This is a genomic window from Mesorhizobium sp. WSM4817, assembly GCF_055811135.1.
In genome coordinates this window covers 371,436-394,377 of sequence record NZ_JBVVQQ010000003.1, presented here as the reverse complement: position 1 = coordinate 394,377, position 22,942 = coordinate 371,436, and the positions used below count along the sequence as shown (strand labels likewise).

Annotated in this window: 22 protein-coding genes; 7 read left to right on the top strand and 15 right to left on the bottom strand. The window is 64.2% G+C overall.

The window, feature by feature from the left end:
• Positions 1 to 149: 149 nt before the first annotated feature.
• A complete protein-coding gene (locus tag AC0L2K_RS06735) occupies positions 150 to 1,088 on the bottom strand; it encodes a LysR family transcriptional regulator (RefSeq protein WP_473530936.1) in 939 nt (312 codons plus the stop codon).
• Between the two features lie 80 nt (positions 1,089 to 1,168).
• On the opposite strand from AC0L2K_RS06735, the gene AC0L2K_RS06730 reads away from it, so the two are divergent.
• Entirely contained in the window at positions 1,169 to 1,657 is a 489-nt protein-coding gene (locus AC0L2K_RS06730; protein ID WP_128171848.1) for a cupin domain-containing protein, read from the top strand.
• Positions 1,658 to 1,674: 17 nt separating this feature from the next.
• On the opposite strand, the gene AC0L2K_RS06725 is transcribed toward AC0L2K_RS06730, so the two are convergent.
• The 8 genes from AC0L2K_RS06725 to AC0L2K_RS06690 form a co-directional block, all read right to left on the bottom strand.
• Positions 1,675 to 2,751, bottom strand: a complete 1,077-nt coding sequence (locus tag AC0L2K_RS06725) for an ABC transporter ATP-binding protein (RefSeq protein WP_023800441.1) — start codon at positions 2,749 to 2,751, stop codon at positions 1,675 to 1,677.
• On the bottom strand, positions 2,748 to 3,548 hold the full coding sequence (locus tag AC0L2K_RS06720; RefSeq protein ID WP_473530935.1) for an ABC transporter permease: 801 nt from the start codon (positions 3,546 to 3,548) through the stop codon (positions 2,748 to 2,750). The genes AC0L2K_RS06725 and AC0L2K_RS06720 overlap by 4 nt, the downstream gene beginning before the upstream one ends.
• 1 nt (position 3,549) lies before the next feature.
• Positions 3,550 to 4,410: an ABC transporter permease gene (locus tag AC0L2K_RS06715; RefSeq protein WP_128245434.1), complete on the bottom strand. Its 861-nt coding sequence runs from the start codon at positions 4,408 to 4,410 to the stop codon at positions 3,550 to 3,552.
• 70 nt (positions 4,411 to 4,480) lie between these two features.
• Positions 4,481 to 5,485, bottom strand: a complete 1,005-nt coding sequence (locus tag AC0L2K_RS06710) for an ABC transporter substrate-binding protein (RefSeq protein ID WP_128245435.1) — start codon at positions 5,483 to 5,485, stop codon at positions 4,481 to 4,483.
• A 55-nt stretch (positions 5,486 to 5,540) separates the two neighbouring features.
• Entirely contained in the window at positions 5,541 to 7,016 is a 1,476-nt protein-coding gene (locus AC0L2K_RS06705) for an aldehyde dehydrogenase (protein WP_473530934.1), read from the bottom strand.
• Positions 7,013 to 8,065 (bottom strand): LLM class flavin-dependent oxidoreductase, encoded by a 1,053-nt coding sequence (locus AC0L2K_RS06700; RefSeq protein WP_473530933.1) that lies wholly within the window; start codon positions 8,063 to 8,065, stop codon positions 7,013 to 7,015. Before AC0L2K_RS06700 ends, AC0L2K_RS06705 begins: the two co-directional genes overlap by 4 nt.
• Complete coding sequence (locus tag AC0L2K_RS06695; RefSeq protein ID WP_473530932.1) at positions 8,062 to 9,870, bottom strand: alpha/beta fold hydrolase; 1,809 nt, start codon at positions 9,868 to 9,870, stop codon at positions 8,062 to 8,064. Before AC0L2K_RS06695 ends, AC0L2K_RS06700 begins: the two co-directional genes overlap by 4 nt.
• Positions 9,863 to 10,450 (bottom strand): amino acid synthesis family protein, encoded by a 588-nt coding sequence (locus tag AC0L2K_RS06690; protein ID WP_023800447.1) that lies wholly within the window; start codon positions 10,448 to 10,450, stop codon positions 9,863 to 9,865. The genes AC0L2K_RS06695 and AC0L2K_RS06690 overlap by 8 nt, the downstream gene beginning before the upstream one ends.
• A 146-nt stretch (positions 10,451 to 10,596) precedes the next feature.
• Between AC0L2K_RS06690 and AC0L2K_RS06685 the strand changes: the two genes are divergently transcribed.
• From AC0L2K_RS06685 to kce, 4 genes are all read left to right on the top strand, one after another.
• On the top strand, positions 10,597 to 11,268 hold the full coding sequence (locus AC0L2K_RS06685) for a GntR family transcriptional regulator (RefSeq protein WP_023800448.1): 672 nt from the start codon (positions 10,597 to 10,599) through the stop codon (positions 11,266 to 11,268).
• A gap of 150 nt (positions 11,269 to 11,418) precedes the next feature.
• Positions 11,419 to 12,225 carry an SDR family oxidoreductase gene (locus AC0L2K_RS06680; RefSeq protein ID WP_287190188.1) on the top strand — a complete coding sequence of 269 codons (807 nt, stop codon included), beginning with the start codon at positions 11,419 to 11,421 and terminating at the stop codon, positions 12,223 to 12,225.
• Positions 12,226 to 12,236: 11 nt separating this feature from the next.
• Positions 12,237 to 13,184 carry a 3-hydroxyacyl-CoA dehydrogenase gene (locus AC0L2K_RS06675; RefSeq protein WP_473530931.1) on the top strand — a complete coding sequence of 316 codons (948 nt, stop codon included), beginning with the start codon at positions 12,237 to 12,239 and terminating at the stop codon, positions 13,182 to 13,184.
• Positions 13,181 to 14,143: a 3,5-dioxohexanoate:acetyl-CoA acetone transferase gene (gene kce / locus AC0L2K_RS06670; protein ID WP_128171861.1), complete on the top strand. Its 963-nt coding sequence runs from the start codon at positions 13,181 to 13,183 to the stop codon at positions 14,141 to 14,143. Before AC0L2K_RS06675 ends, kce begins: the two co-directional genes overlap by 4 nt.
• A 69-nt stretch (positions 14,144 to 14,212) precedes the next feature.
• Here kce and AC0L2K_RS06665 read toward each other — a convergent pair whose 3' ends face one another.
• The gene (locus AC0L2K_RS06665; RefSeq protein WP_473530930.1) at positions 14,213 to 14,410 is read right to left on the bottom strand and encodes a hypothetical protein; all 198 of its coding nucleotides are present in this window, start codon (positions 14,408 to 14,410) and stop codon (positions 14,213 to 14,215) included.
• Here AC0L2K_RS06665 and AC0L2K_RS06660 point away from each other — a divergent pair.
• Together AC0L2K_RS06660 and AC0L2K_RS06655 are read left to right on the top strand one after the other, a co-directional pair.
• Positions 14,409 to 15,620: an acyl-CoA dehydrogenase family protein gene (locus AC0L2K_RS06660; RefSeq protein WP_287245514.1), complete on the top strand. Its 1,212-nt coding sequence runs from the start codon at positions 14,409 to 14,411 to the stop codon at positions 15,618 to 15,620. The two genes, AC0L2K_RS06665 and AC0L2K_RS06660, sit on opposite strands and share 2 nt — an antisense overlap.
• 31 nt (positions 15,621 to 15,651) lie before the next feature.
• Positions 15,652 to 16,683, top strand: coding sequence for a phosphotransferase family protein (locus AC0L2K_RS06655; protein ID WP_473530929.1), 1,032 nt, complete (start codon positions 15,652 to 15,654; stop codon positions 16,681 to 16,683).
• Here the strand turns inward: AC0L2K_RS06655 and AC0L2K_RS06650 are convergent.
• The 5 genes from AC0L2K_RS06650 to AC0L2K_RS06630 are packed head-to-tail and all read right to left on the bottom strand — an operon-like array spanning position 16,649 to position 22,871.
• Positions 16,649 to 17,203: a sarcosine oxidase subunit gamma gene (locus tag AC0L2K_RS06650; protein ID WP_473530928.1), complete on the bottom strand. Its 555-nt coding sequence runs from the start codon at positions 17,201 to 17,203 to the stop codon at positions 16,649 to 16,651. The two genes, AC0L2K_RS06655 and AC0L2K_RS06650, sit on opposite strands and share 35 nt — an antisense overlap.
• Positions 17,196 to 20,150: a sarcosine oxidase subunit alpha family protein gene (locus AC0L2K_RS06645; protein WP_473530927.1), complete on the bottom strand. Its 2,955-nt coding sequence runs from the start codon at positions 20,148 to 20,150 to the stop codon at positions 17,196 to 17,198. Before AC0L2K_RS06645 ends, AC0L2K_RS06650 begins: the two co-directional genes overlap by 8 nt.
• On the bottom strand, positions 20,147 to 20,443 hold the full coding sequence (locus tag AC0L2K_RS06640; RefSeq protein WP_027152496.1) for a sarcosine oxidase subunit delta: 297 nt from the start codon (positions 20,441 to 20,443) through the stop codon (positions 20,147 to 20,149). Before AC0L2K_RS06640 ends, AC0L2K_RS06645 begins: the two co-directional genes overlap by 4 nt.
• A 13-nt stretch (positions 20,444 to 20,456) precedes the next feature.
• Positions 20,457 to 21,713 carry a sarcosine oxidase subunit beta family protein gene (locus AC0L2K_RS06635; protein WP_473530926.1) on the bottom strand — a complete coding sequence of 419 codons (1,257 nt, stop codon included), beginning with the start codon at positions 21,711 to 21,713 and terminating at the stop codon, positions 20,457 to 20,459.
• Positions 21,714 to 21,722: 9 nt separating this feature from the next.
• A complete protein-coding gene (locus tag AC0L2K_RS06630; RefSeq protein ID WP_473530925.1) occupies positions 21,723 to 22,871 on the bottom strand; it encodes a M24 family metallopeptidase in 1,149 nt (382 codons plus the stop codon).
• Positions 22,872 to 22,942: the final 71 nt, after the last annotated feature.

Sequence of the window (22,942 nt, the reverse complement as noted above, 5' to 3'; positions counted from 1 at the left end):
TAACCCAGTACGTGGGCGAAAGCGAGGAGATTTCAAGCCGCCGCCCAACTTCCCTGTTGAAGGCAGGATCGCAAGTTTTCCGACCGGTGGGAGACCGTTTTTGAGCGCATTCAGAGAGGACGATGCGCGGCCAAAACGGGGCGCTCTTCTCAAAGGCCCTCATCCCAATACGGTGCGCGTCCTATGCATCGAGCAAGGTGGTCGACGAAGGCACGGACCTTCATCGACATGAGCCTGTTGCTGGGATAGACGGCATAAATCGTGCTGGCTGGATGCTCCCAGGCATCCAGCACGCGGCGCAGCGCGCCGGTACGCAGCGGCTCCGCCACCGCCCATGTGGGCAATAGGGCGATGCCGATGCCGTCGAGTGCGGCAACGCGCAGCATCTCCGCATTGTTGCTGCGAAAGCTGCCGCCCACGGTCACCCGCACCTCGCCAATTTTGCCGGTAAGGCGCCATTCATCGCCCCAAGGCAAAAGGCTGGTGCAGAGGCAGTTGTGCTTGGCGAGGTCGCCCGGCTCGCGCGGCGCTTCATGCCTGGTGAGATAGGCGGGCGCAGCACAGGCGACGAGCCGGGATGGCGCGAGCTTGCGCACGACAAGCGGCGAATCCTCGAGCGCGCCGATACGGATCGCCAGATCCAGCCCCTCATCGACCAGGCTCACATGCGTTGGGCTCAAGGCAATGTCGACGGAAAGGTCCGGATAGCGCCTCAGGAATTCCGGGACGGCCGGCGCCACATGCATCCAGCCGAAGCTGTCGGGCGCCGATATGCGAAGCGTGCCGCGCGGTTCGCGCTGCAACGCGCTCGCCTCTTGTTCCGCCGCTTCAGCTTCGGCGAGAATCCGGGCGCAGTGGCGGTAGTAGGCTGCGCCCGCTTCGGTCATCGTGAGCCGACGCGTGGTGCGGTTGAGGAGGCGAATGCCCAGGCGCTGTTCGAGCCGCTGGACATGGGCGCTGACTGCCGATTTGGAGAGTCCGAGCCGGTGAGCCGCAGCCGAGAAACTGCCGCTGTCCACGACGCGAGCGAACGCCGCGATGCCATTGAGCGGGTCCATCATCGGATTGTCCTGAAATCCGGACAGCATGTCCATACAATTCCGGTTAATCGACGGACGAGAACGGCCTATCTCCTGGTGAACGACCTGAACCACGAAGGAGATCGACGATGGATGCCAAAGCTACAGCGGCTGAAGCGTTCGTGCGCGAGCCGGCGGCCGGCTCGACGCTCAACGTTTTGGGCATCACCCATATCTACAAGGCCACCGGCGCCGAGACCGCCGGGTCCTTCTCGCTCTGGGAGTCCGTGGTTCCGCCGGGCGCGGGAGTGCCACCGCACATCCATGCCCGAGAGGATGAAGGCTTTTATGTGCTGAGCGGCGAACTCGTCATCGAATTCGAGGGCCAATCCGCGCCCCATCGCGTTGCGCCCGGCGGCTTCTTCTTCGGCGCACGCGGCCGGCGCCATGCCATCCGCAATGTCGGCGACAAGCCAGCTCGCGTGCTCGTCTTCTGCGCACCGAGTTGCGGCCTTGATCAGATGTTCGCGGAATTGGACGCCGCGACTGCCGCCGGCACGCCGGAGATGGCAAAGGTCGTGGCCATCACCGCCAAATACGGCGTCACCATCGAGGCGCCGGCTGATCCGCCGCACTGAGGTCGAACGATCGTCTGTCAGGCCGGAAACAGAAATGCGGCGGCGGGATCGAAATAAATCTGTCTGCTCGAGGCGATGCCCTCCTGTGCTCGCGCCATGTCGGATGTCGGCCTGACGTCGATCTCCTGGCCGGCGGCGGTGCGTGCGATGACGCGCCGCCGCTCGCCGAAGAAGGCGGTGTCGATGAATTCGACCGCAAGCCCGGCCGTGGCCGCGCCGGGTCTCAGCCGAAACGCTTCCGGCCGCACCATCAGCCGGGTCTTCTGGCCTTGGCTGAACTCCCGATCGTTCCTGACGCCGGAGACGACCGAGCCATCGGCGAGGCGGATCGTGGCGGCGCCGTCGACGGTTTCAAGATGCTCGGCCGGCAGGAAATTGGAATTTCCGATGAAGCTGGCGACGAATTCGCTCGCAGGTCTCAGATAGAGGTCCTCACCGCTGCCGATCTGCTCGATGCGCCCGTCACGAAACAGGGCGATGCGATCCGAAAGATGCAGCGCCTCGTCCTGATCGTGGGTGACGTAAAGGATCGTTACGCCGGTTTCGCGATGGATGCGCCGTATCTCGGCCTGGATTTCCTCGCGCAGCTTCTTGTCGAGCGCCGAAAGCGGCTCGTCCATCAAAAGGATCGGCGGATCGTAGGCCAGCGCCCTGGCAAGCGCCACGCGCTGCTGCTGTCCGCCGGAAAGCGCGCCAGGATATCGGCCGCCGAAACTCTCGAGCCGTACCAGCGACAGCATCTCGGCGACTTTTCGGTTCACCTCTGCGTCCGGACGGCGGCGCACGCGCAACGGAAAGGCAACGTTCTCGGCGACGGTGAGATGCTGGAACAGCGTGTAGCGCTGGAACACCATGCCGATATTGCGCTTGTGCGACGGCACCGACAGCAGCGACCTGCCTTCGAGAAGAACGTCGCCGGATGTCGGGTGCTGAAAGCCGGCGATCGCATAAAGCGTCGTCGATTTGCCAGAACCGGAAGGGCCGAGAAAGGTCAGGAACTCGCCCTTGGGTATGTCGATGGTGACATCGTGTACGGCGACGAAGCTGCCGAACGCCTTGCGCAGGTCGCGAATGGAGAGGAACGGTTCGGTCATTTCGACAATTTCCGCCGAATGAGTGCGGTTACGATCATCAGGCTCAGCGTCAGAAGAACGAGAAGGCTGGAGGCCGCAGCGATGACCGGGCTGAGATCCTGGCGCAGGCTGCCCCAGATCTTGACCGGCAAGGTCTGCAAGGTGGGGCTTGCCATGAAGATTGCGACCACCACCTCGTCCCATGAGGCGAGGAAGGCAAAGATCGCCGCCGAAAAGATCCCGATCTTGATCGCCGGCAAGGTGACCCGGAGTTTTGCCTCGAAGGGGCTCGCGCCGCAGACGATCGCCGCATCCTCGATGGATTTGTCGAAACCTTCGAGTGCCGCAGTGATCGGAATGATGGCGAAGGGCAGTGCCAGGACCGTATGGGCGATGACGAAGCCTACCGTGGTGCCGCCGAGCTCGATCCGCAGGAAGAATGCATAGATGGCGATGGCGAAGACGACAACCGGCAGCACCATTGGCGTCAGCAGCAGGCCGCGAAGCGTATTGCGCCCGCGAAACTGTCCCCTGACCAGCGCGAAAGAAGCCAGCAGCCCGATGACGACGGCAAGAATCGCGGCCATGGTGGCAATGCGCGCGCTGGTCAGCGCCGCTTCGAGCCAGGCCGGATCGGCGAAGAGCTCCTCATACCATTTCAATGTCCAGCTTGGTGGCGGAAAAGCCAGCCACCGCGACGACCCGAACGACAAAAGCACGATGAAAACCACCGGCAGCAGCAGAAACGCGGCAACCAGGCCGGTGAAACCCAGAAGTGCTGCGCGCAGCCAGCCCAGCCGGTCGTAGTCGAGCAGCATCTCAGATGCCTCCTGTCATGCGCTTGGCGCCGACGAGGCGCAGCTGCAGCGCGTAGAGCGCCATGGTCACCAAAAGTAGGATGAAAGCCGCCGCGCTTCCGAGCCCCCAGTTGAGCAAGGACTGGATCATCTGGGCAATCATTGCGGCGAGCATCATGTTGGAGGTGCCGCCGAGCAGCGTCGGTGTCACGAAATAGCCGAGCGACATGACGAAAACCATCAGGCCGCCTGCAGCGATTCCGGGAAGCGACAAGGGCAGCAGAATGCGGCGGAAGGCGTCGAAGGGGCTCGCACCGCACAGAGCGGCGGCGCGCAGCGTCATCGGATCGATGGCGCGCAGCGTTCCGACCAGTGGCAGTATCATGAAGGGCAGCATGATGTAGACCATGCCGATGGTGACGCCGGTCAGGTTGTTGATCAGCGGCAGCGGCTCGCTGATCAGGCCGATATCCATCAGCGTCCGATTGATGACGCCGGTGCGTTGGAGCAGCACCATCCAGGCATAGGTGCGGGTGAGCAGATTGGTCCACATCGACAGGATGATGATGCCGAAGACGATCGAGCCGAGGGCAGGCGGCATGATCGCCAGCATCCAGGCGACTGGAAACGCCACGATCACGGTTACGGCGGTGACGACGGTGGCGACCAGAAAGGTGTTGAAGAAGACCCGCGCATAGGTGCCGTCGCCAAACAGGGTGGCGTAGTTCTGCAGGCCCGGCACGGGTTCGGTCAAGCTGCGCAACAGCAGCGCAACAACCGGCACCACGAAGAACAGGGTGATGAGGGTCAGCGCCGGCAAGGCGCCGCCGATACCGTCGGGCCTTCGGAGGATTGGCTGTCGATGAAGCAAATTGCCCGACATTGGCGATGATCCCGGCAGCTCAGGCGGGACGCCTAGCGACGCCCCGCCGGTTCATGGGTGAGGTCGGCGGCTATTTGGCCTGCCAGGCGTACCAGCGCTCGGCGATCTTATCGCGGTTTTCAGCCCAGTAGTTCATGTCGAGGTTGATCTGCCCGTCGACATAGGCGTCCGGCAGCGACTTGACGACATCGGCCGGCATTTCGGCCTTGGCTGCCGTGTTGATGGGTGCGTAGCCGCTTGCTTCAGCAAACATGGCCTGGCTTTTCGGGCTTGTCGCAGCGGCCAGGAATTTCATGGCGCTCGCCTTGTTCTTCGAACCCTTGGGAATGACGAGCACGTCGGCGGCGGTCATGTTCTGGTTCCAGGATACGCCGACATCGGCGCCGTCCTGCTCGAGGGCGAAGACACGTCCGTTCCAGAGCTGCCCGAAGGCTGCCTCACCGGAGGCGATCAGCTGCTGCGACTGCGCGCCGCTGTCCCACCAGACGATTTCCGATTTGATCGTGTCGAGTTTCTTGAACGCCCGATCGAGGTCGAGCGGATAGAGCTTGTCTGCCGGCACGCCGTCGGCCAACAGCGCAATCTCGATAACGCCCGGCGCCGACCATTTGTAGAAAGTGCGTTTGCCGGGAAATTTCGTCAGGTCGAACATGTCGGCCCAGCCCGCCGGTTCGGCCGACACCGCCCCTTTGTTCCAGGCAAGAACGAAGGAGTAGTAGAAGCTGCCGACCGCATGCTCGGTGGTGAAGCGAGGATCGAGATCGGCTTTCGGCACGACGTTGAAATCGATCGGCTCGAGCAGGCCGTCCTTGGCCGCCTTGATGGCGAAATCCATTTCGACATCGACGACATCCCAGGCGACGCTGCCGCCTTCCACCATGGCTTTCAGCTTGCCGTAGTCGGTCGGGCCGTCCTGCAGGACCTTGATGCCGGAACTGGCTTCGAACGGAGCGGCCCAGGATTTGGTCTGCGCCTCCTGGGTGGTTCCGCCCCAGCTGGTGAACACCATTTCATCGGCCCGTGCGGCGGTGGCTGCCAGGAGTCCGGCCAAAATGCCGGTCAAAATCAGTTTCATGTCGTTCTCCTCTGTTGGTTGTCTGGTTCTTGTTTTTATGAATTGCGCGATTGCCTCATCGCATGACGAACGGGTCCGGGATCGGCTCGTCGGATATCCGTATCCAGACGGATTTCGGGCGCGTGTAGTCGCGGATGGCGTCGAGCCCGCCCTCGCGGCCGAGCCCCGACTGACCGTAGCCGCCGAACGGCACGAGCGGCGAAACCGCGCGGTATGTGTTGACCCAGACGACGCCGGCATGGATGTCGCGCGCCATGCGGTGCGCCTTAGCGAGATTGGTGGTGAACACGCCCGAGGCGAGGCCGAACGGCGTGTCATTGGCAAGCGCCAGGGCTTCGGCCTCCGTGTCGAAGGTGAGAACGCTGAGCACCGGACCGAACAATTCCTCGCGCACGCAGGGCAGCGCTGAATCCTCGGCATCGATGATGGTCGGTGCGTAGTAGAAGCCGTGCGGATGATTGTCGGGCCTTTTTCCGCCGGTGACCAACGTCCCGCCATTGGCGAGGCTCTCGGCAACGATCTTCTCGATCCATTCCCGCTGACGTGGCGTTGCCAGCGGTCCCATTTCGGTGGCTGGATCCTGCGGATCACCAATTTTGATGGCCTCGGCCTTGTGCTTCAGCCTGTCCAGGAACTCGGCCTTTATCGAACGCTCGACAAGCAGCCGGGAGCCGGCGACGCAGCTTTGTCCAGACGCTGCGAAAATCCCGGCCACCACCGCGTTGGCCGCGCTGTCCAGGTCGGCGTCGGCGAAAACGACAACCGGACTTTTCCCGCCCAGCTCCAGCGTCGTATAGGCGAGATTTTCCGCCGTGTTGCGGACGATAGCGCGAGCGGTCGAAGGTCCGCCGGTGAAGGCGACGCGTGAAACCAGCGGATGACTTGTCAGGCGCTGGCCGCAATCGTGTCCGAACCCGGTCAGTATGTTGACGCTTCCGGCGGGAAATCCGGCCTCATGAACGAGTTCGGCGAAGGCCAGCAGCGGCGCTGGACCGTCCTCCGAGGCTTTCAGGACGACCGTGCAGCCGGCGGCCAGCGCCGGGCCGAGCTTAACGGCCGAAAGGAAGAGCTGCGAATTCCACGGCACGACGGCAGCGACGACGCCGATCGGCTCGCGTCGGATGGTGACGTCCATATCGGCCTTGTCGATCGGCACATGCGAGCCTTCATGCTTGTCGGCAAGCCCGCCATAGTAGCGATAATAGTCGCCGACATAGGCGATCTGGGCGCGGGTCTCGCGGATGATCTTGCCGGTGTCGCGCGTTTCCAGTTCGGCCAGGCGGCCGGCATTGGCGACGACCAGGTCGCCGAGGCGCACCAGCAGCTTGCCGCGCGCCGTCGCCGTCAGCGAGGCCCACGCGGCCGAGTGCAGCGTCCGGTGCGCCGCCTCGACGGCGCGGTCGACATCGGCCTCGGTTGCGGCGGGCATCGTCGCCCAGGGCGCTCCGGTTGATGGATCGATGCTTTCGAAGGTGGCTGTCGGCGTATCGAACGCCCCATCTATGAAGTTGCTGAAGGCCACAAGGGTCATTGCGGCCTCCAATGCCCGAAGGCCGGCATCACCTTGTCGACGAACAGCTGCAGCGACTTCTTCTTGCGCTCGTGCGGCAGACCGCTGTCGATCCAGATCGAGTACTGGTCATAGCCGAGCGCCTCATACGCCTTAAGCCGGGTGATCACCTCTTCGGCTTCGCCGATGACCAGGTTCTGTCGGATTTTGTCCGGCGCATATTGCGGCATGGCTGCGATCTCGTCGTCGGAGAGCGCTTCCAATATGCCTTGGCGAACCGGCTTCTTGTTCTGGAACCACGCGCCGAACTGGCAGTAGAACAGCGATAGGTCCCTCGTCAGTTGCTCCGCATCGGCGGCGTCTTCGGCAACGAATGTGTGCATCAGCAGCATGATCTCGGGGCGGGCCATGTCGGGATGCGCCGCGCACGCCGCGTTGAAGCGCTCCATCAGACTGGTTACTTCGTCGTCGCCGGAGGCGAGCGGCGTCACCTGGACGTTGCAGCCGTTGGAGACGGCGAAGTCGTGCGAGTTCGGATCGCGCGCCGCCACCCAGATCGGCGGGTGCGGCTTTTGCACCGGCTTGGGCGACGAGGTGGTCGAGGGAAACGACCAGAATTCGCCGGACATCTCGAAATCGCCTTCCCAGAGGCCCTTGATGGCCGGGATGATCTCGCGCATGCGCTGGCCCGCGCCCCAGGCGTCGAGCCCAGGGAACAGGCGTTGGTACTCGTAGCTGTAGGCGCCGCGGGCGATGCCGATGTCGAGCCGGCCGCCGGTGACGACATCGGTCATGGCTGCCTCGCCGGCGAGCTTGATCGGATGCCAGAACGGCGCGATGACGGTTCCTGTGCCGAGCCGGATGCGCTTCGTCCTGGCGCCGAGATAGGCGATGTTGATGAACGGGTTTGGCGAGATGGTGAACTCCATGCCGTGGTGTTCGCCGATCCAGGCCGTCTCGAAGCCTGCCGCCTCGGCCATCACGACCAGTTCCTCAAGCTCATCGATGAGGTCGGCATGCGGCTTTGCCGGGTCCGAGCGTTCCATATGAACGAAGAGCGAGAACTTCATATCTGTTGACCCGGACTGGAAGTGTTGATTGCTACCGGCTTGGCGAGCGGACGGACTTCACCTTCGACCTCGTTGCCGACATAGACTCCAAACGCATCCTCCCGACATTCGCGAACATAGCGGGCGAGCATCGAGCGCACGGCAGCGTCGGCGATGTTCAGTCCGGCAATCCTGTCGATGTCGACGAGCCGGACCTGGCGATCGCTGGAGTGGGGCGCGGCTACCGTGCCGCGGTAGTAGACGTGCGTTCGCGATGGGCTTGCGGCGTCGTCCCAGACCGCAAACAGGAATCCGAGATGAGCCTCGATGGCTTTCGCAGCGAGGCGTCCCCTAAGGCTTCGCGTGTCGCCGGGTGCCCCGAGCCCTCGGCCCGCCGGCAGTTCGAAAAAGCCGTCGGCGGTTTCGAGGAACAGCACGCGGCCTTCGTCTTCGAGGATGGCGCCGACCTCCATGTCGGGCGGCGCGGCCGCCAGTGCTTCCTGGCTGAGGCCGGGCGAGACGTAGGCGCCACGGCAATAGCCGAGGGGCTGCGATGAATTGTGGGAGAATTCGCGAACGCGGCCGATGAGGATCGAATGGTCGCCGGCGTCGACCAATTGCTCCATGTCACAGTCGAACGTCGCCACCGATCCAGCGAGCAGCGGGCTGCCGGTCGGGCCGAAGCGCCACTCGACAGCCGAGAACTTGTCCTGCGATTTCGAAGCGAAGACGCCGGACGCGGCTCGCTGTTCCTCCGAGAGCACGTTGACAGCAAAGCATTTCGAGGTCGAAAACACCGGATGACCCAGCGCTTTCTTGGCGATGCAGACCAGCACAAGCGGCGGATCGAGCGAAACGGATGTAAACGAATTGGCGGTGAAGCCTCGAGGCTCTCCTTCCGGCCCGATCGCGGTGACGATTGTAACGCCGGTCAGGAAGGAACCGAGCGCCCGCCTGAATTCGCCCGCGTCGAAGGCTGTGTCCATTGCCGGTCGCGCCGATGTGCTTGCGCCGTCGTTGCTCTCGAGAAAATCGACAATGCGCCGTGTGACCACGTCAGGCGAGGCTACGGCCATCATATGTCGTTCGCCCTCCAGAACGACGCAGCGACCGCGCGGCGCGAGGCGTGCCATCGCCGCCGACATCGCAGGCGAGGAATTCCTGTCCTGCGAGCCGGTCATGAACAGGCCCGGCATTGCGAGACCGGAAAGACGATCGCCATGCGCCGCATCGGCATGGGCGAAAAGTCGATAGGTGCGCGCATAGCCCTCGGAGCTGACGCTTTGCAGTGCCACGCGCGTCATCCTTGCCGCCTCGGCCAGGCTGTCGGGTACCGGGTTGCCGAACCAGCGCGCGATCGTTGCGTCCGTCCCCGACGGGTTTTCCGCGCCATTCAGTTCGGCGGCGCGCTCGCGCACTGCCTGCGCAAGCTCCGCCGGGCGGCGAAAAACCGCATTGAGCGAGACGAGGCTACGAACCCGTTCGGGTGCATTGAGAGCGATTTCCTGCCCGACCAGCGCCCCCATTGAATGGCCAACGATCGAGACGGCATCCAGGCCAAGGTGATCGAGAAGCCGAATTGCCTGTCCGGCATAATCGGCAAGGCTGGCGTCCTCGGGCGGCAAAGGCGACTGGCCGTGTCCCAGGATGTCGATTGCGATCACATCCCATCTGTTTTTCATCAGCTCGATCTGGGGTGCCCAGATCGCCGCGTTCATGCCGACACCGTGGATGAGAAGGACCGGCGCGCCGGATCCGGCACGGATGAAACCGGTGCCGTCAGGCGCCGTTCCGCGACGCCAGCCACGGTCCGTCAGCTCAGCCATGCAGGTCGCCGACCTCCTTGAGATCCTGGTAGCGGTCGCCGATGCGATGATGCGGTCGTCCGCCGATCGAGGCGCCAAGCGCCACCACCAACTCGTCCGGCGCCGGCGCGTCGCCGATCTGGAAGTGCACCGTCAGGTAGTGCGAACGTCGGCCTTCATCGTTCTTGTCCATGAGCGGGATCATGATCGGCGTGTTCGGCCCGCCGCGCAGGTTGGTGAAGGCAAGATAGGTCTTGGCGCCGACGGCACGCCGATAGTGGTTGCCGAAATGCAGCGTGTGGATGAGCGCCGAGGCATGCTCGATCTCGCCTGATGTGCCGCAGATTGCGGCCTTGCCGTAGCCTTCGATCGCTTCGCCGGATCCGGCAACTGCGAGGATTTCATGGGTCAGCATCTCCCCCAGAACCGGCGCATAGGCGCGGATCTCGGGCGAAAGGTCCTCCGTGAAACCGCGCCCGGCCCAGGGGTTGTCGAGCACCGCCGCCACGCCGATCAGGCGCAGCGGCCGGGGGGCCGCCTTGCCGCCTTCGATTAGCGTGTTCTCGACATGGGTGACGATCTTTCGAATGGCCGGCTTCATCGAATCCTCGGTGTCGGGTCGGCTGAGGCATCCGGAAAAGTTCCGCTTTTGCCTAGCTGTCTTATGGTATACCATACTATTGAAGACCAAATCCCTTGTCAACGGATCGTCGAATCTGTTTCTTGCGGATGCTGGGAGTATATGAATTGGCCGACGACACACTGAGGATCGAACGATCCGCCAAGACGCTGAGAACGCTGGCGCTGGAGCGCATGCGCGACGCGATCATGGGGTTTCACTTCCAGCCTGGCGAACGGTTGGTCGAGCGGCCGCTTTGCGACCAGCTCGGCGTCAGTCGCTCGGTGGTGCGCGAAGTCCTGCGGCAGTTGGAGACCGAGGGCCTCGTCCAGATGATACCTGGCCATGGACCCGCGGTGGCCAGGCCGGATCTCAGCCGCACCGACGAGATTTACGAACTGCGCGCTCTGATGGAGGGCATCGCGGCGCGCGCCTGCGCGCTGACGGCGACTGAGGGCCAGATCGCCGCGCTTGAGCGCGCGTTCGATGTGCTGCTCAAGGCGTGGGCATCAGCCAATCCGATCGAGGTGATGCGGGCGACCACAAAATTCTACGAGGTGCTTTTCGATGCCGCCGACAAGCGCATCGCCTGGGAGATCGTCCAGGGTCTGAACGTCCGCATCAACCAGCTGCGTTCCATGACCATCGCTTCCGAGAATCGCCGCGATGCCGCAATTGCCGAAATGACCGACATTATGAACGCGATCAAGTCGCGCAACGGCGATGCCGCCGAAGCCGCGGCCCGGCGGCATGTGGAGCAGGCCTGGCGAATTGCGCAACAGACCCTTCGCAACGGCTGAAGCAGAAATTTCACATTACGGAATCGTCCGTCGCCTTCGCAGAGGGCAGTGCTTTCGTCACAATTTCAGGGGCAATATTGTACCGCTTGGTCGTTCTGGGCGCTGTCATGGCGCTGCGCGAACGGCGGCTGCAATGAGAAGGGATACACGATGAGCAAAGGGGCGCCGACATCGGCGGATGATTTTCTGACCGGGCTGAAGGGGCAGCGCGTGCTGGTGACGGCGGGCGCCGGCGGCATCGGCCTGGCCATTGCAGAAACGCTGTCGCGGCTCGGCGCGCGCATCGTCGTTTGCGACGTCTCCGACGAGGCGCTGGCCGCCGCTCCGGACAGGATCGCCCTGGTCGCCGCGGTCAAGGCCGATGTCTCGCGCGACGACGACGTCGACCGGCTGTTCGAGACGGTGAAGGAAAAGCTCGGCGGCCTCGACGCGCTGATCAACAATGCCGGCATCGCCGGGCCGACCGGCGGCGTCGACGAAATCGATCCGGCGGAGTGGCGGCGCTGCATCGACATCTGCCTGACCGGCCAGTTCCTCTGCGCCAGGCGTGCCGTGCCGCTGATCAAGGCGGCGGGCGGCGGCTCGATCGTCTCGATGTCGTCCGCCGCCGGCCGCCATGGCTACGCTTTCCGCACTCCCTATTCGGCGGCCAAGTTCGGCGTCATCGGTTTCACGCAAAGCCTTGCCAAGGAACTCGGGCCGCACGGCATAAGGGTCAACGCCATCCTGCCCGGCATCATCGAGGGACCACGCATCGACAAGGTTATCGCCGACCGGGCCAGACAGCTCGGTGTGTCGAACGAGGAGATGACGGAGCGCTATCTCCACAACATCTCGCTGCGCCGCATGACCAGCCCCTATGACGTCGCCGCGATGGTCGCTTTCCTGTTGTCCGATGCGGCGATCAACATCTCCGGCCAGTCGCTCGGCGTCGACGGTAATGTCGAAACCCTTTGAGGAGCCCGACCATGATGAAAGTAGCGATTGTCGGCAGCGGGTTCATCGGGCGGGCCTGGGCGATCAGTTTTGCCCGCGCCGGCCACGATGTGCGGATGTGGGACCAGTCGCCGGCCGCGACCGAAGGTGCGCACGATTACATCGCCGGCGTGCTCGGCGACCTCGCTGCGAATGGTCTGCTGCGGGGGCAGGCAATCGACGTCGTGCTTGGTCGCATTGCCGTCGTTGCGGAGCTCGAAGAAGCGCTGGCCGATGCGGTCCATATCCAGGAGAACACGCCCGAAAACCTCGACGTGAAGCGCGAGGTGTTCTCGCAGATCGATGCAATGGCCGGTCCGCAAGCGGTGATCGCCAGTTCCACCTCAGCGTTGCTGCCGTCGAAATTCACCGACCATCTGCAAGGGCGGCACCGCTGCCTGGTCGTGCATCCGATCAATCCGCCCTACCTCATCCCGGCCGCGGAAGTCGTGCCGGCGCCATGGACGTCTTCCGAAACGGTCGAAAGGACCCGCGCCTTCCTCGTCGATGCGGGCCACGCGCCGCTGGTGATGAAGCACGAGCTCGACGGCTTCATCATGAACCGCCTGCAGGGCGCGCTGCTGGAGGAGGCTTTTCGACTTGTCGCCGACGGCTATGCCAGCGTCGAGGATGTCGATATCGGCATTCGCGACGGGCTGGCGCTGCGCTGGTCGTTCATGGGTCCATTCGAAACGATCGACCTTAATGCGCCGGGCGGTGTACGCGACTATATCGAGCGCTATCAATCGATCTATGCCAACATTTTTCCGCAGATGCTGCGCCGCGTCGACTGGGCCGGCGAAGTCATCGAGACGGTGGAGGACGACCGCCGCAAGCGGCTGCCGCGGGAAGAACTCGGCGAACGGCAGGTTTGGCGCGACCGCCGGCTGATGGCGCTGGCCGCGCACAAGAAAAAATCGGATCAGGAGTTTGGAAGATGACGGAAACAAGCCGCAAGCCCGGTGCTACGCAGACCAGGGGCAAAATTATCATCACCTGTGCGGTGACAGGGGCGATCCATACACCTACCATGTCGCCCTATCTGCCGATCACGCCGGACCAGATCGCGTCCGAGGCGATCGCGGCGGCGGAGGCAGGTGCGGCGATCCTGCACCTGCATGCCCGCGACCCCGAGACCGGCAAGCCCGACCAGACGCCGGCGGCCTTCGCCCGCTTCCTGCCGCGCATCAAGCAGGCCACCAATGCCGCCATCAACATCACCACCGGCGGCAGTCCCTACATGAAGGTCGAGGAACGCGTGCGCCCGGCCGCCGAGTTCAAGCCAGAGGTCGCCTCGCTCAACATGGGCTCGATCAATTTCGGGCTCTATCACCTCGTCGACAAATACGAGACTTTCAAGTTCGACTGGGAAAAGCCGCATCTGGAAGCGACGCGCGACCTTGTCTTCCGCAACTCGTTCAAAGACATCGAATACATTCTTGCGACCTGCTACGACAACGGCACGCGCTTCGAGTTCGAGTGCTACGACATTGCCCATCTCTACAATCTCTCGCACTTCGCCGATCGCGGGCTGGTCAAGCCGCCGTTCTTCGTGCAGTCGGTGTTCGGTCTGCTTGGCGGCATAGGCACGCACCCCGAAGACGTCGCCCATATGAAGCGCACCGCCGACCGGCTGTTCGGCGACCAGTTCCGCTGGTCGGTGCTTGGTGCCGGCGCCAGCCAATTGCGGATCGCGGCCCAATCGGCAGCGCTTGGCGGCAACATCCGCGTCGGGCTCGAAGACAGTCTGTGGGCCGGCAAGGGCAAGCTTGCCAAATCGAACGCCGAGCAGGTGGTGCTTGCCCGCAAGATCATCGAGGGGCTTGGCATGGAGGTGGCGACGCCCGACGAGGCGCGCGAGATCCTGTCACTGAAGGGCGGCGACAAGGTCGCGTTCTGAGGCGGCTCGCCTATCGCCGCACGGTGCCAACAGAGGAGGACGGCATGAAGATCGGAGTCGTGGTGGTCGTTACCGCGCCTCCCCGGCGATGGCGTCCTGCGCGGCAGCCTGTTCGCAAGAACCGGCCTTGGCATCAAGGGCGTTGCGGAACCACGCTTCGCCGGATGACGGCGGCTGCAAAAGGGGATAGAGGCGAATAAAGAAAACGAGCGCTCGCTCGATTTCTAGACGATGGCGGCCACCTCGCTTCGCTGAAAGTTTGTCCATGAACTTCGACATTCCAGCCCGCACCGAAGATTACCGCGTCCGCATTGCCGACTTCGTCGAGCGTGACATCCTGCCGCTCGAGGCCGACAAGACGTCCTATGACGCACATGGAAATATCGCCTTGCCGCTGCTGGAGACGCTTCGCGCCAAGGCGCGGATGGCGGGCCTGTGGTGCCTGCAGCTCAAGCCCGCATCCGGCGGCGCCGGTCTCGGCAAGATCGACATGGCGGTCTGCTACGAGGAGATGAACCGGTCGATCTTCGGACCCGTGGTGTTCAATTCGGCAGCGCCCGATGATGGCAACATGATGGTGCTCGAGGCGCTCGGCACGCCGGCGCAGCAGGAAAAATGGCTAAAGCCGATTGTCGAGGGCAAGGTGCGCTCGGCCTTTGCCATGACCGAACCGCACCCCGGCGGCGGCTCGGACCCTTCGATGATCATGACGCGTGCTGAACGGCGCGGCGACAAATACGTTGTGACCGGCCGCAAATGGTTCATCACCGGCGCCGAGGAGGCCAGCCATTTCATTCTGATCGCGCGAACCTCGGACGATCCGCGCCATGGTCTGTCGGCTCTGATGTTCCACAAGGACCAGCCGGGCTGGCGCATCATGCGCCGCATAGAGATCATGGGCCCGGAGGAGCATGGCGGGCATTGCGAGCTCGAATTCGATGGGCTCGAAATCCCTGTCGAAGACATGTTGGTTGGCGAGGGCAGGGGCATGAAGGTGACGCAGGTGCGGCTCGGCCCGGCGCGGCTTACCCACTGCATGCGCTGGCTTGGATTGTCCAAGCGTTGCGTCGAGATCGCGCGCGCCTACGCTGCCGAGCGCTATGGTTTCGGCCAGCGCCTCGCCGACCGCGAAAGCGTCCAGCTGAAGCTCGGCGACCTCGCCATGCGCATCGAGATCGGCCGCATCCTGGTGATGAAGGCTGCGTGGGAGCTGGACCGCGGCGGCTTTGCCCGCAAGGAAGTATCGATGGCCAAGGTCCAGGTCGCCAATGTGCTGCATGACGCGGCCGATGTGGCGATCCAGATCAATGGCGCGCGAGGCTATTCGAAGGACACGGTGCTCGAATGGATCTACCGCTATGCGCGCCAGGCGCGGTTGGTCGATGGCGCCGATGAGGTCCACAAGATGGTGCTGAACCGTTTCCTCAACGAGGAGGAGAAGGGCTTCTGGCGCTGGACCGTCGAAGGCGAGGCATAGCGGACGCGGGGCGGCATCTCAGGAGGAGAAGATGCCGTTGAATGCTGATTTCGATCCTGCGGCATTGAAGGGCTTTCTCGCGAACCGCTTCGGCGATGCCGCAATGGCGCTCGGGCGGATCGGCGGCGGGCAGTCCAACCCGACCTATTTCGTCGACTATGGTGCGCATCGCATGGTGCTGCGCAAGAAGCCGGCCGGGCCGATCCTGCGTGGGGCGCATGCCATCGATCGAGAATTCCGCGTGCTTGAAGCACTCGCACCGACCAACGTTCCGGTGCCAGGGCCGGTGCTCTTTCACGACGGTGTCGAGCCGCTCGGTACGCCCTTCTACCTGATGGAGCGGCTGGATGGTCGTGTCTTTCACGACTGTTCGCTGCCTGGCCTCGTCCCCGCGGAGCGATGCGCCATCTATTTCGGCATGGCCGAAGCGATGGCCAAACTGCATGCTGTCCGTCCCGACGCGGTCGGTCTCGGCGATTACGGCCGGCCCGGCAACTATTTCGAGCGCCAGATTGGCCGCTGGACCCGGCAGCTCAGGGAATCGCCGAGTGACAGAATTCCGGCACTCGAAGCCGTCGCCGACTGGTTGCCGCAGCATATGCCCGCTGATGATGGACGCGTGTCGATCGCTCATGGCGACTTCCGCCTCGGAAATCTGCTGTTCCATCCCGGCAGGCCGGAGGTGATCGGCATTCTCGATTGGGAGCTGTCGACGATCGGCCATCCGCTCGCCGATGTCGGCTTTTGCTCGATGACCTGGCATTCGACGCCAGACGAATATGGCGGCATCCTCGGCCTCGATCATGCCGCCCTCGGCATCCCCAGCCAGCGCGAATTCCTCGACCATTATTTCGCCCATGCCGTGCCCACTGCGCCCCTGCAACGGTTCCACCTGGTTTTTTCGCTGTTCCGTTTCGCGGTGATCTTCGTCGGCATCGCCGACCGGGCGCGGGCAGGCAGCGCGGCGTCGGCCGATGCTGCCAGCAAGTCGCCGCTCGCCGGTCGCTTTGCCGCACGTGCTCAAGAGATCATCCAAGGGGCAAGACCGTGGAGCGGCTCCTGACGGGAGCATTCGCGCCTGGCCCTTTCCCCGCGGCGTCAGCAATCCAGTCTGAGAGGCTTTGCGAAAAACTTCGCGGCACGATGAGTTCGCACGCGGTATCGCCGGTGCGCAGGAACAGCACGGGCACATGGTGCAAGGATGTCAGCACGGCGCGGCCCGGGGCGGCCGCCGGCGCGCACCAGTCGACCGCGATGCATCTGGAGAGCACTCCTGCGATGTCCGCCCCGGTCATTCTGAAACGCACGCGACCCTCGCCGAGAGAAACCGAACAGCCGAGATCCGGGTCGACTGCAAGCGAAGATGCTTGCGCGCCGTCGTCGAGAGCCAGCCACAAGCGGCGAGGCGCGACGCGGATGACGAGAAAACCTTTGTGACGGACCGTCTCTCCGACCGAGGCGGGAAGTTTCGTGCCGAGTGATGCCGAAAGGTTCGATTCGAATTGCGCCAGCGTGCCGTCCCAGCCCTCGATCTGGATGAGTGGGCAATCGACCACGGACAGGCTGAAATCCGGGCTAGCCATGCAGTCGCTCCCCCTGCGGATCGAGGAATACCGGCGAGACGATGCGGGCACGGACCGTTTCGGCTTTCATCGGATAGACTGCCACGACCTCGCTTCCTTCGCTGGCGACATCGCCGGCAAGCAGGGCCAGCCCGACATAGTGGCCGCGTTCGGGGCTGAAGGTGACGGAGGTGACGCGCCCGCGCCCGTGGCCATAAGGTTTCTCGCCCGGCAGAAACAGGATGGCGCCACCGCGAAGGCGTTTTCCCTCCTCGATGCACTCCAGTCCGACCAGGCGTTGGCGGTCGGGCGACTGGAAGGCGGGGCGCCGTCGCAGCACGTCGCCGACGAAGCCGGTACGCTTGCCCGCCATGCGGCCGAGGCCAAGATCGTCGAGCGTCGTGCGCCCATCGATTTCAGGTCCGGCGACATGGCCCTTTTCGACGCGCAGCGCGCCGAGCGCCTCGACGCCGTAAGGTTTCAGGTCGAGCGGCCTGCCTGCTTCGAGCAGGCGGCTCCAAAGCTGTTCACCGGCAGTTGCGCCGACATAGATTTCGTAGGCGCGCTCGCCGGAATAACTGAGGCGCAGGATGCGGAGCGCACGACCCTGCCATTCGCTTTCGAGCAATCCCATATGGGCAAGCGCTGCATCGGAAACGTCGAGAGCGGGAAACGCGGCACTCAGAATTGCGCGGCTTTTCGGTCCGGCAACCGACATCGCCGCCCATTCATCGCTCACCGAGGTCACGGCGACGCGCAAATCCGGCCAGGCCGTATCGAGCAGGAATTCAAGACGCGACAGCACGTCGGCGGCCTTGGCGGTCGAGGTGGTCATGAAGAACCGGTTCTCGGCCAGCCGCGTCGTGGTGCCGTCGTCGAAGACGATGCCGTCGTCGCGCAGCATGACGCCGTAGCGCGCACGGCCAACCGGCAGTTTGGCAAAGCCGTTGGCGTAGATGCGATCGAGGAAAATCGCGGCATCCGGGCCCTGGACGTCGATCTTGCCGAGAGTGGAGATGTCCATCAGGCCAGCGGCCTGGCGCACACTCCGCATTTCGGCGACATAGGCTTCGTTCACGTCGCGCCCGGATTGCCTGTAGAAATAGGGCCGCATCCAGAGCCCGACCTCCAGCATCTCGGCGCCGTTCGCCATATGCCAGTCGTGCATCGGCGTGCGGCGGATCGGCTTGAAATGATGGCCGATGGCGCGTCCGGCAAGCGCACCGATGGCAACCGGCGTATAGGGCGGTCGAAAGGTCGTGGCGCCGGTCTCGGGGATGGTTGCGTTGCGCAGCGCCGCCATCGCGGCAAGCGCCGCAAAATTGCTGGTCTTGCCCTGGTCGGTGCCCATGCCAAGCGTGGTGTAGCGCTTCAGGTGCTCGACCGATTGATAGCCCTCGCGATGGGCGAGTTCGATATCCCCGGTCGTCACGTCCATCTGGAAATCGACGAAGGCCTTTCCACGGCCGAGAGAAGAGATTTCGCGAAACGAGGCCGTGGCGGTCTCGCTGAGATCGAGTTTCGACGGAGCGGGCACCGGCGCCGACTTGCCGCAGAACGATGCTGCCGCGGTGCCGGCGCGATGACCGTTCTCGATGACATCGGCGGTCGAAAAAATTCCCATCATCGAGCCGGCGCCGAACCGGTCCGCCGGAAACGCGGCCGGCACGAAGCCGCCAATGTCGTCGCGATATCCAGGTTTGACGCCCAGGTGCGAGGTGAGATGCACGGTTGGCGACCAGCCGCCGGACACGCAGACCAGGTCGCATGCGGCCTCGGACTGGCCGTCCGCTCCGCTCAGCGTTGCACGCCTGACGGCATGGCCGCCGCGCACGTCGACGATGCGCGTTGCGGCTCGCACCGCTACGCCGAGCCGTTTTGCTTCTGCGGCAAGCGCCGTGGACGGCGCTGCACGCAGATCGGCAACCGTCACCTCTGCGCCGCCTGCGGCATAGTCGAAGGCGGTGCGCCAAGCGCCGTCATTGCTGGTGGCGACGACTATTTTCTTGCCGGGCAGGACGGCGAAACGGTTGAGGTAGGTCCGGGCGGCCGACGCAAGCATCACGCCGGGTCGGTCGTTGTTCGAGAATACCATTGGTCGCTCGATGGCGCCGGTGGCGAAAACGATCGAGCGGGCGCGAAGCATGGTCAATGTCTGCAGCACTTCGCCGGCCGGCCGCGGACTGGCTGGGTCGCGTTGCCCGACCAGTCCGATGACATTGCCGTCATAGATGCCGAAGACGGTCGTCCGCTTCATCAGGGCGACGGTTTTGAAGCCGTCCAGTTTGGCCTCGGCCTGTCTCAGCCATGCGGCCGCAGCGCTGTCGGAAGCTTCCGCCAGAAGCTGGCCGCCGAGCAGGAAATCCTGCTCGATCAGCGCCACCTGCGCGCCGGCCGCTGCGGCAGCACGCGCCGCCGACAATCCCGCTGGGCCGCCGCCGATGATTGCGACATCGGCAAAGGCATGCCTGATGTCGTAGCGGTCGGGGTCGGAGTCGGTGCCGGCTCTGCCGAGCCCGGCCGCCTTGCGGATGAAGTGCTCGTAGAACATCCAGGCGCGGCGCGTCGGGCCCATGAAGGTCTTGTAGTAGAAGCCGGCCGAAAGGAACGGCGCCAGCAGGCCGTTGGTGCTTTGCACATCAAAGGCAAGCGACGGCCAGCGGTTCTGGCTTTCAGCGATTAGGCCGTCTCCGAGTTCCAGCGTCGTTGCCGGCAGGTTCGGCTGGCGCCTGCCTGCGGTTGCGAGCGTGACCAGCGCGTTCGGTTCCTCGGGTCCGGCGGAAAAAATGCCGCGCGGACGATGATATTTGAAGCTGCGCCCGACCAGGGTGACGCCGTTGGCGAGCAGCGCGGAGGCAAGCGTGTCGCCGCGATATCCAGCCAGTTCGCGGCCGTCGAAGGTAAACTCGACCGGCTGCTCGCGGTCGATACGGCCACCCATCGACAACCGCTTGTGGTTCGAACTCATGCCGGCGATTTCCTGGCGGGTGATTTCCTGGCCGACAATTTCCTGGCCAGCTCGACCGATGCAATGGCGTGGTTGCGCGTGTCGCGTTCGACCACCAGCCATTGGCGGCAGCCGGTCACGTGCTGCCAGAACTCGCGGTGCAGGCCCGCCGGATTTGTCCTGACATAGACGTAACGGTACCAGGCCTCGGGATCGGGATCGTCGTGCGCCGGACGCGTGACGGAAGCGTCGCCGCTGTAGCGGAACTCGTCATGGTCGCGCGGACCGCAGCAGGGGCATTCGATGCGCAGCATTGTCTTGCGCCTCCTATTGCAGCCAGGCTGAGGGGCCGGCGCCGGCCTCGTCGAGCGTGTAGCCGGTGCGGAAACGATCGAGCCCATAGGCTGCGATCAACGGATGCGGCTTGCCGGTGGCGATCGTGTGGGCGAAGCACCAGCCGGAAGCCGGCGTCGCCTTGAAGCCGCCATAGCACCAGCCGCCGTTGAGATAGAGGCCTTCGATCGGTGTCGGGCAGATGATCGGGCTGGCATCGGGCGTCATGTCCATGACGCCGCCCCAATGGCGCAGCAGTCGGATGCGCGAAATGCACGGCATCAGAGCGATCGCCGCCTCCGCCACTTCGCGCACGACGCCCAGATTGCCGCGCTGGGCGTAGGAATTGTAGCCGTCGAGATTGCCGCCGAAGACCAGCCCGCCCTTGTCCGACTGGCTGACGTAGAAATGATCGGCGCCATAGGCGACAACATGGTCCACCAACGGCTTCAGCGGTTCGGTGACAAAGGCCTGCAGGACGTGGCTTTCGATCGGCAGTTCCAGGCCGGCCTTGGCGCCGAGCACGGATGTATGACCGGCAACAGCGAGGCCGACCTTGCCGGCGCCGATCCGGCCTTTCGTCGTTTCGACGCCGACGATCCTGTCGCCGTCGCGGAGGAAGCCTGTCACCTCGCAGTTCTGGATAATGTCGACGCCATGGCCGTCGGCGGCGCGCGCATAGCCCCAGGCGACCGCATCGTGGCGCGCCGTGCCCGCCCGGCCCTGGAAGATGGCGCCATGGATCGGGAAGCGGGCGGTGTCGGAAAAATCGAGATAGGGCACGAGACGGCGCACCGCGTCGCGGTTGAGGATATCGGCATCGATGCCGTTCAGCCGCATGATGTTGGCGCGGTGGCTGAAGCCGTCGAGCTGGTCGGCGGAATGCACGGTGACGAACTGGCCGCGCTGCGAGAACATGACGTTGAAATTCAGCGCCCGCGACATGTTCTCCCAGAGTTTCATCGAGAATTCGTAGAACTGGGTGTTGCCGTCGAGCAGGTAGTTGGAGCGGATGACGGTGGTGTTGCGGCCGATATTGCCGCCGCCGACATAGCCCTTTTCGAGCACCGCGACGTTGCGGATGCCGTGGTTCTCGGCGAGGTAGAAGGCGGTAGCGAGGCCGTGTCCACCGCCGCCGATGACGATCACGTCGTAGGACGGTTTTGGCTCCGCTGCCCGCCAGGCGCGCTGCCAGTTCTTCTGGCCAGACAGCGCGTTGCGGAAAATCGAAAATGCCGAGTAGCGCGCCATGCCTGCGGCCTATCGAACGATCGGGCCGGCCGGCGTGCGGGTAAGCACTTCGGCGCCCCCATCGGTCAGAAGCACGGTGTTGGAGACGAAGTCATCGCCGCGGCCGGTGCCCATCAGCCACGACAGGATGTGGAAGCTCATCCCGGTCTCGATTTCGAGATCGGAATCGTGCCTCAAGCCGGTCACCGAATTGCCGCCGGTCCATGATGGCGGCTGTCCGGCGCCGACAAGGTAGCCGCAGTGATGGCGGCGATAATGGGAAAGACCGGCCTCGTCGGCGACGGTCTGCCAGGCGGCGTAGACGTCGCGCGCCCTGGCGCCGGGCCTGAGTGCCTCGACGACGGCATCGAACGCCCTGGCGGTCACCTCCGCCATCGCGGCGTCTTCGTCGCTGATATGGCCGATGCGAACGAGCCGGCCGAGCGGCGCGTGATAACGCGAGATGCAGCCGGACAGTTCGATGAAGACCGGCTCGCCCTTGCGGTAGATCCCGTCGCCCCAGGTCGTATGCTCTTCGCCCAGGCGCGCGGCGGGGCGGATGAACGGGCCGAAGCCCGGAGCATGACCGCCGGCGCGGATCATCGCCGCAACGCACTGGGCTGCGACCTCCTGTTCGGAGACACCGTCCGAGATCGCGGCGATCGCGGCGCCGGCGGCGGCGTCGGTCACTTGTGCCGCCTGACGCATCAGTGCCTGTTCCTCGGCGCTCTTCACTCGCCGCATCCTGTCGACCAGCCCGGAAACATCGCTCCATCTGGCATCGGCCTGCGTCTGGAGTGCGACGGCAAGCCCATGGCTGAGGCCAGCCGTCCAGTATTCGAGGCCGATCCGCTTGCCGGACAGGCTGAGCTCCGCAAGCAGCCGCGCGGCAAGGTCGGCCGCCGTTTCGCTGTCGGAATGGCCGCGGAATTCCGCTGCCGTCACCTGTTTTTCGATCGTCACCCTTTCCATCGAGCGGGTGACCAGAACAGGTTTCCCTTCGAGCGGCACGATCAGCAGGTGTGGGGCGAAATATCCCCAGTGATCGAGCCCTGTGAGATAGAAGACGTTCTCCGGCGAAGCAAAGACCGCCGCGTCGAGCTCGCGCTCAGCCAGCGCCGTGCGGACCCTGACAAGGCGGTCGGCGATTTCGGCCTCGGAAAACGGATTACGGTCCATCAGGCGTCCTCGTGCTGGTTACCGGTTTCGTTGCCGGCATGATCTTTCGTCGGTGACCGGCTTCCAGTCCC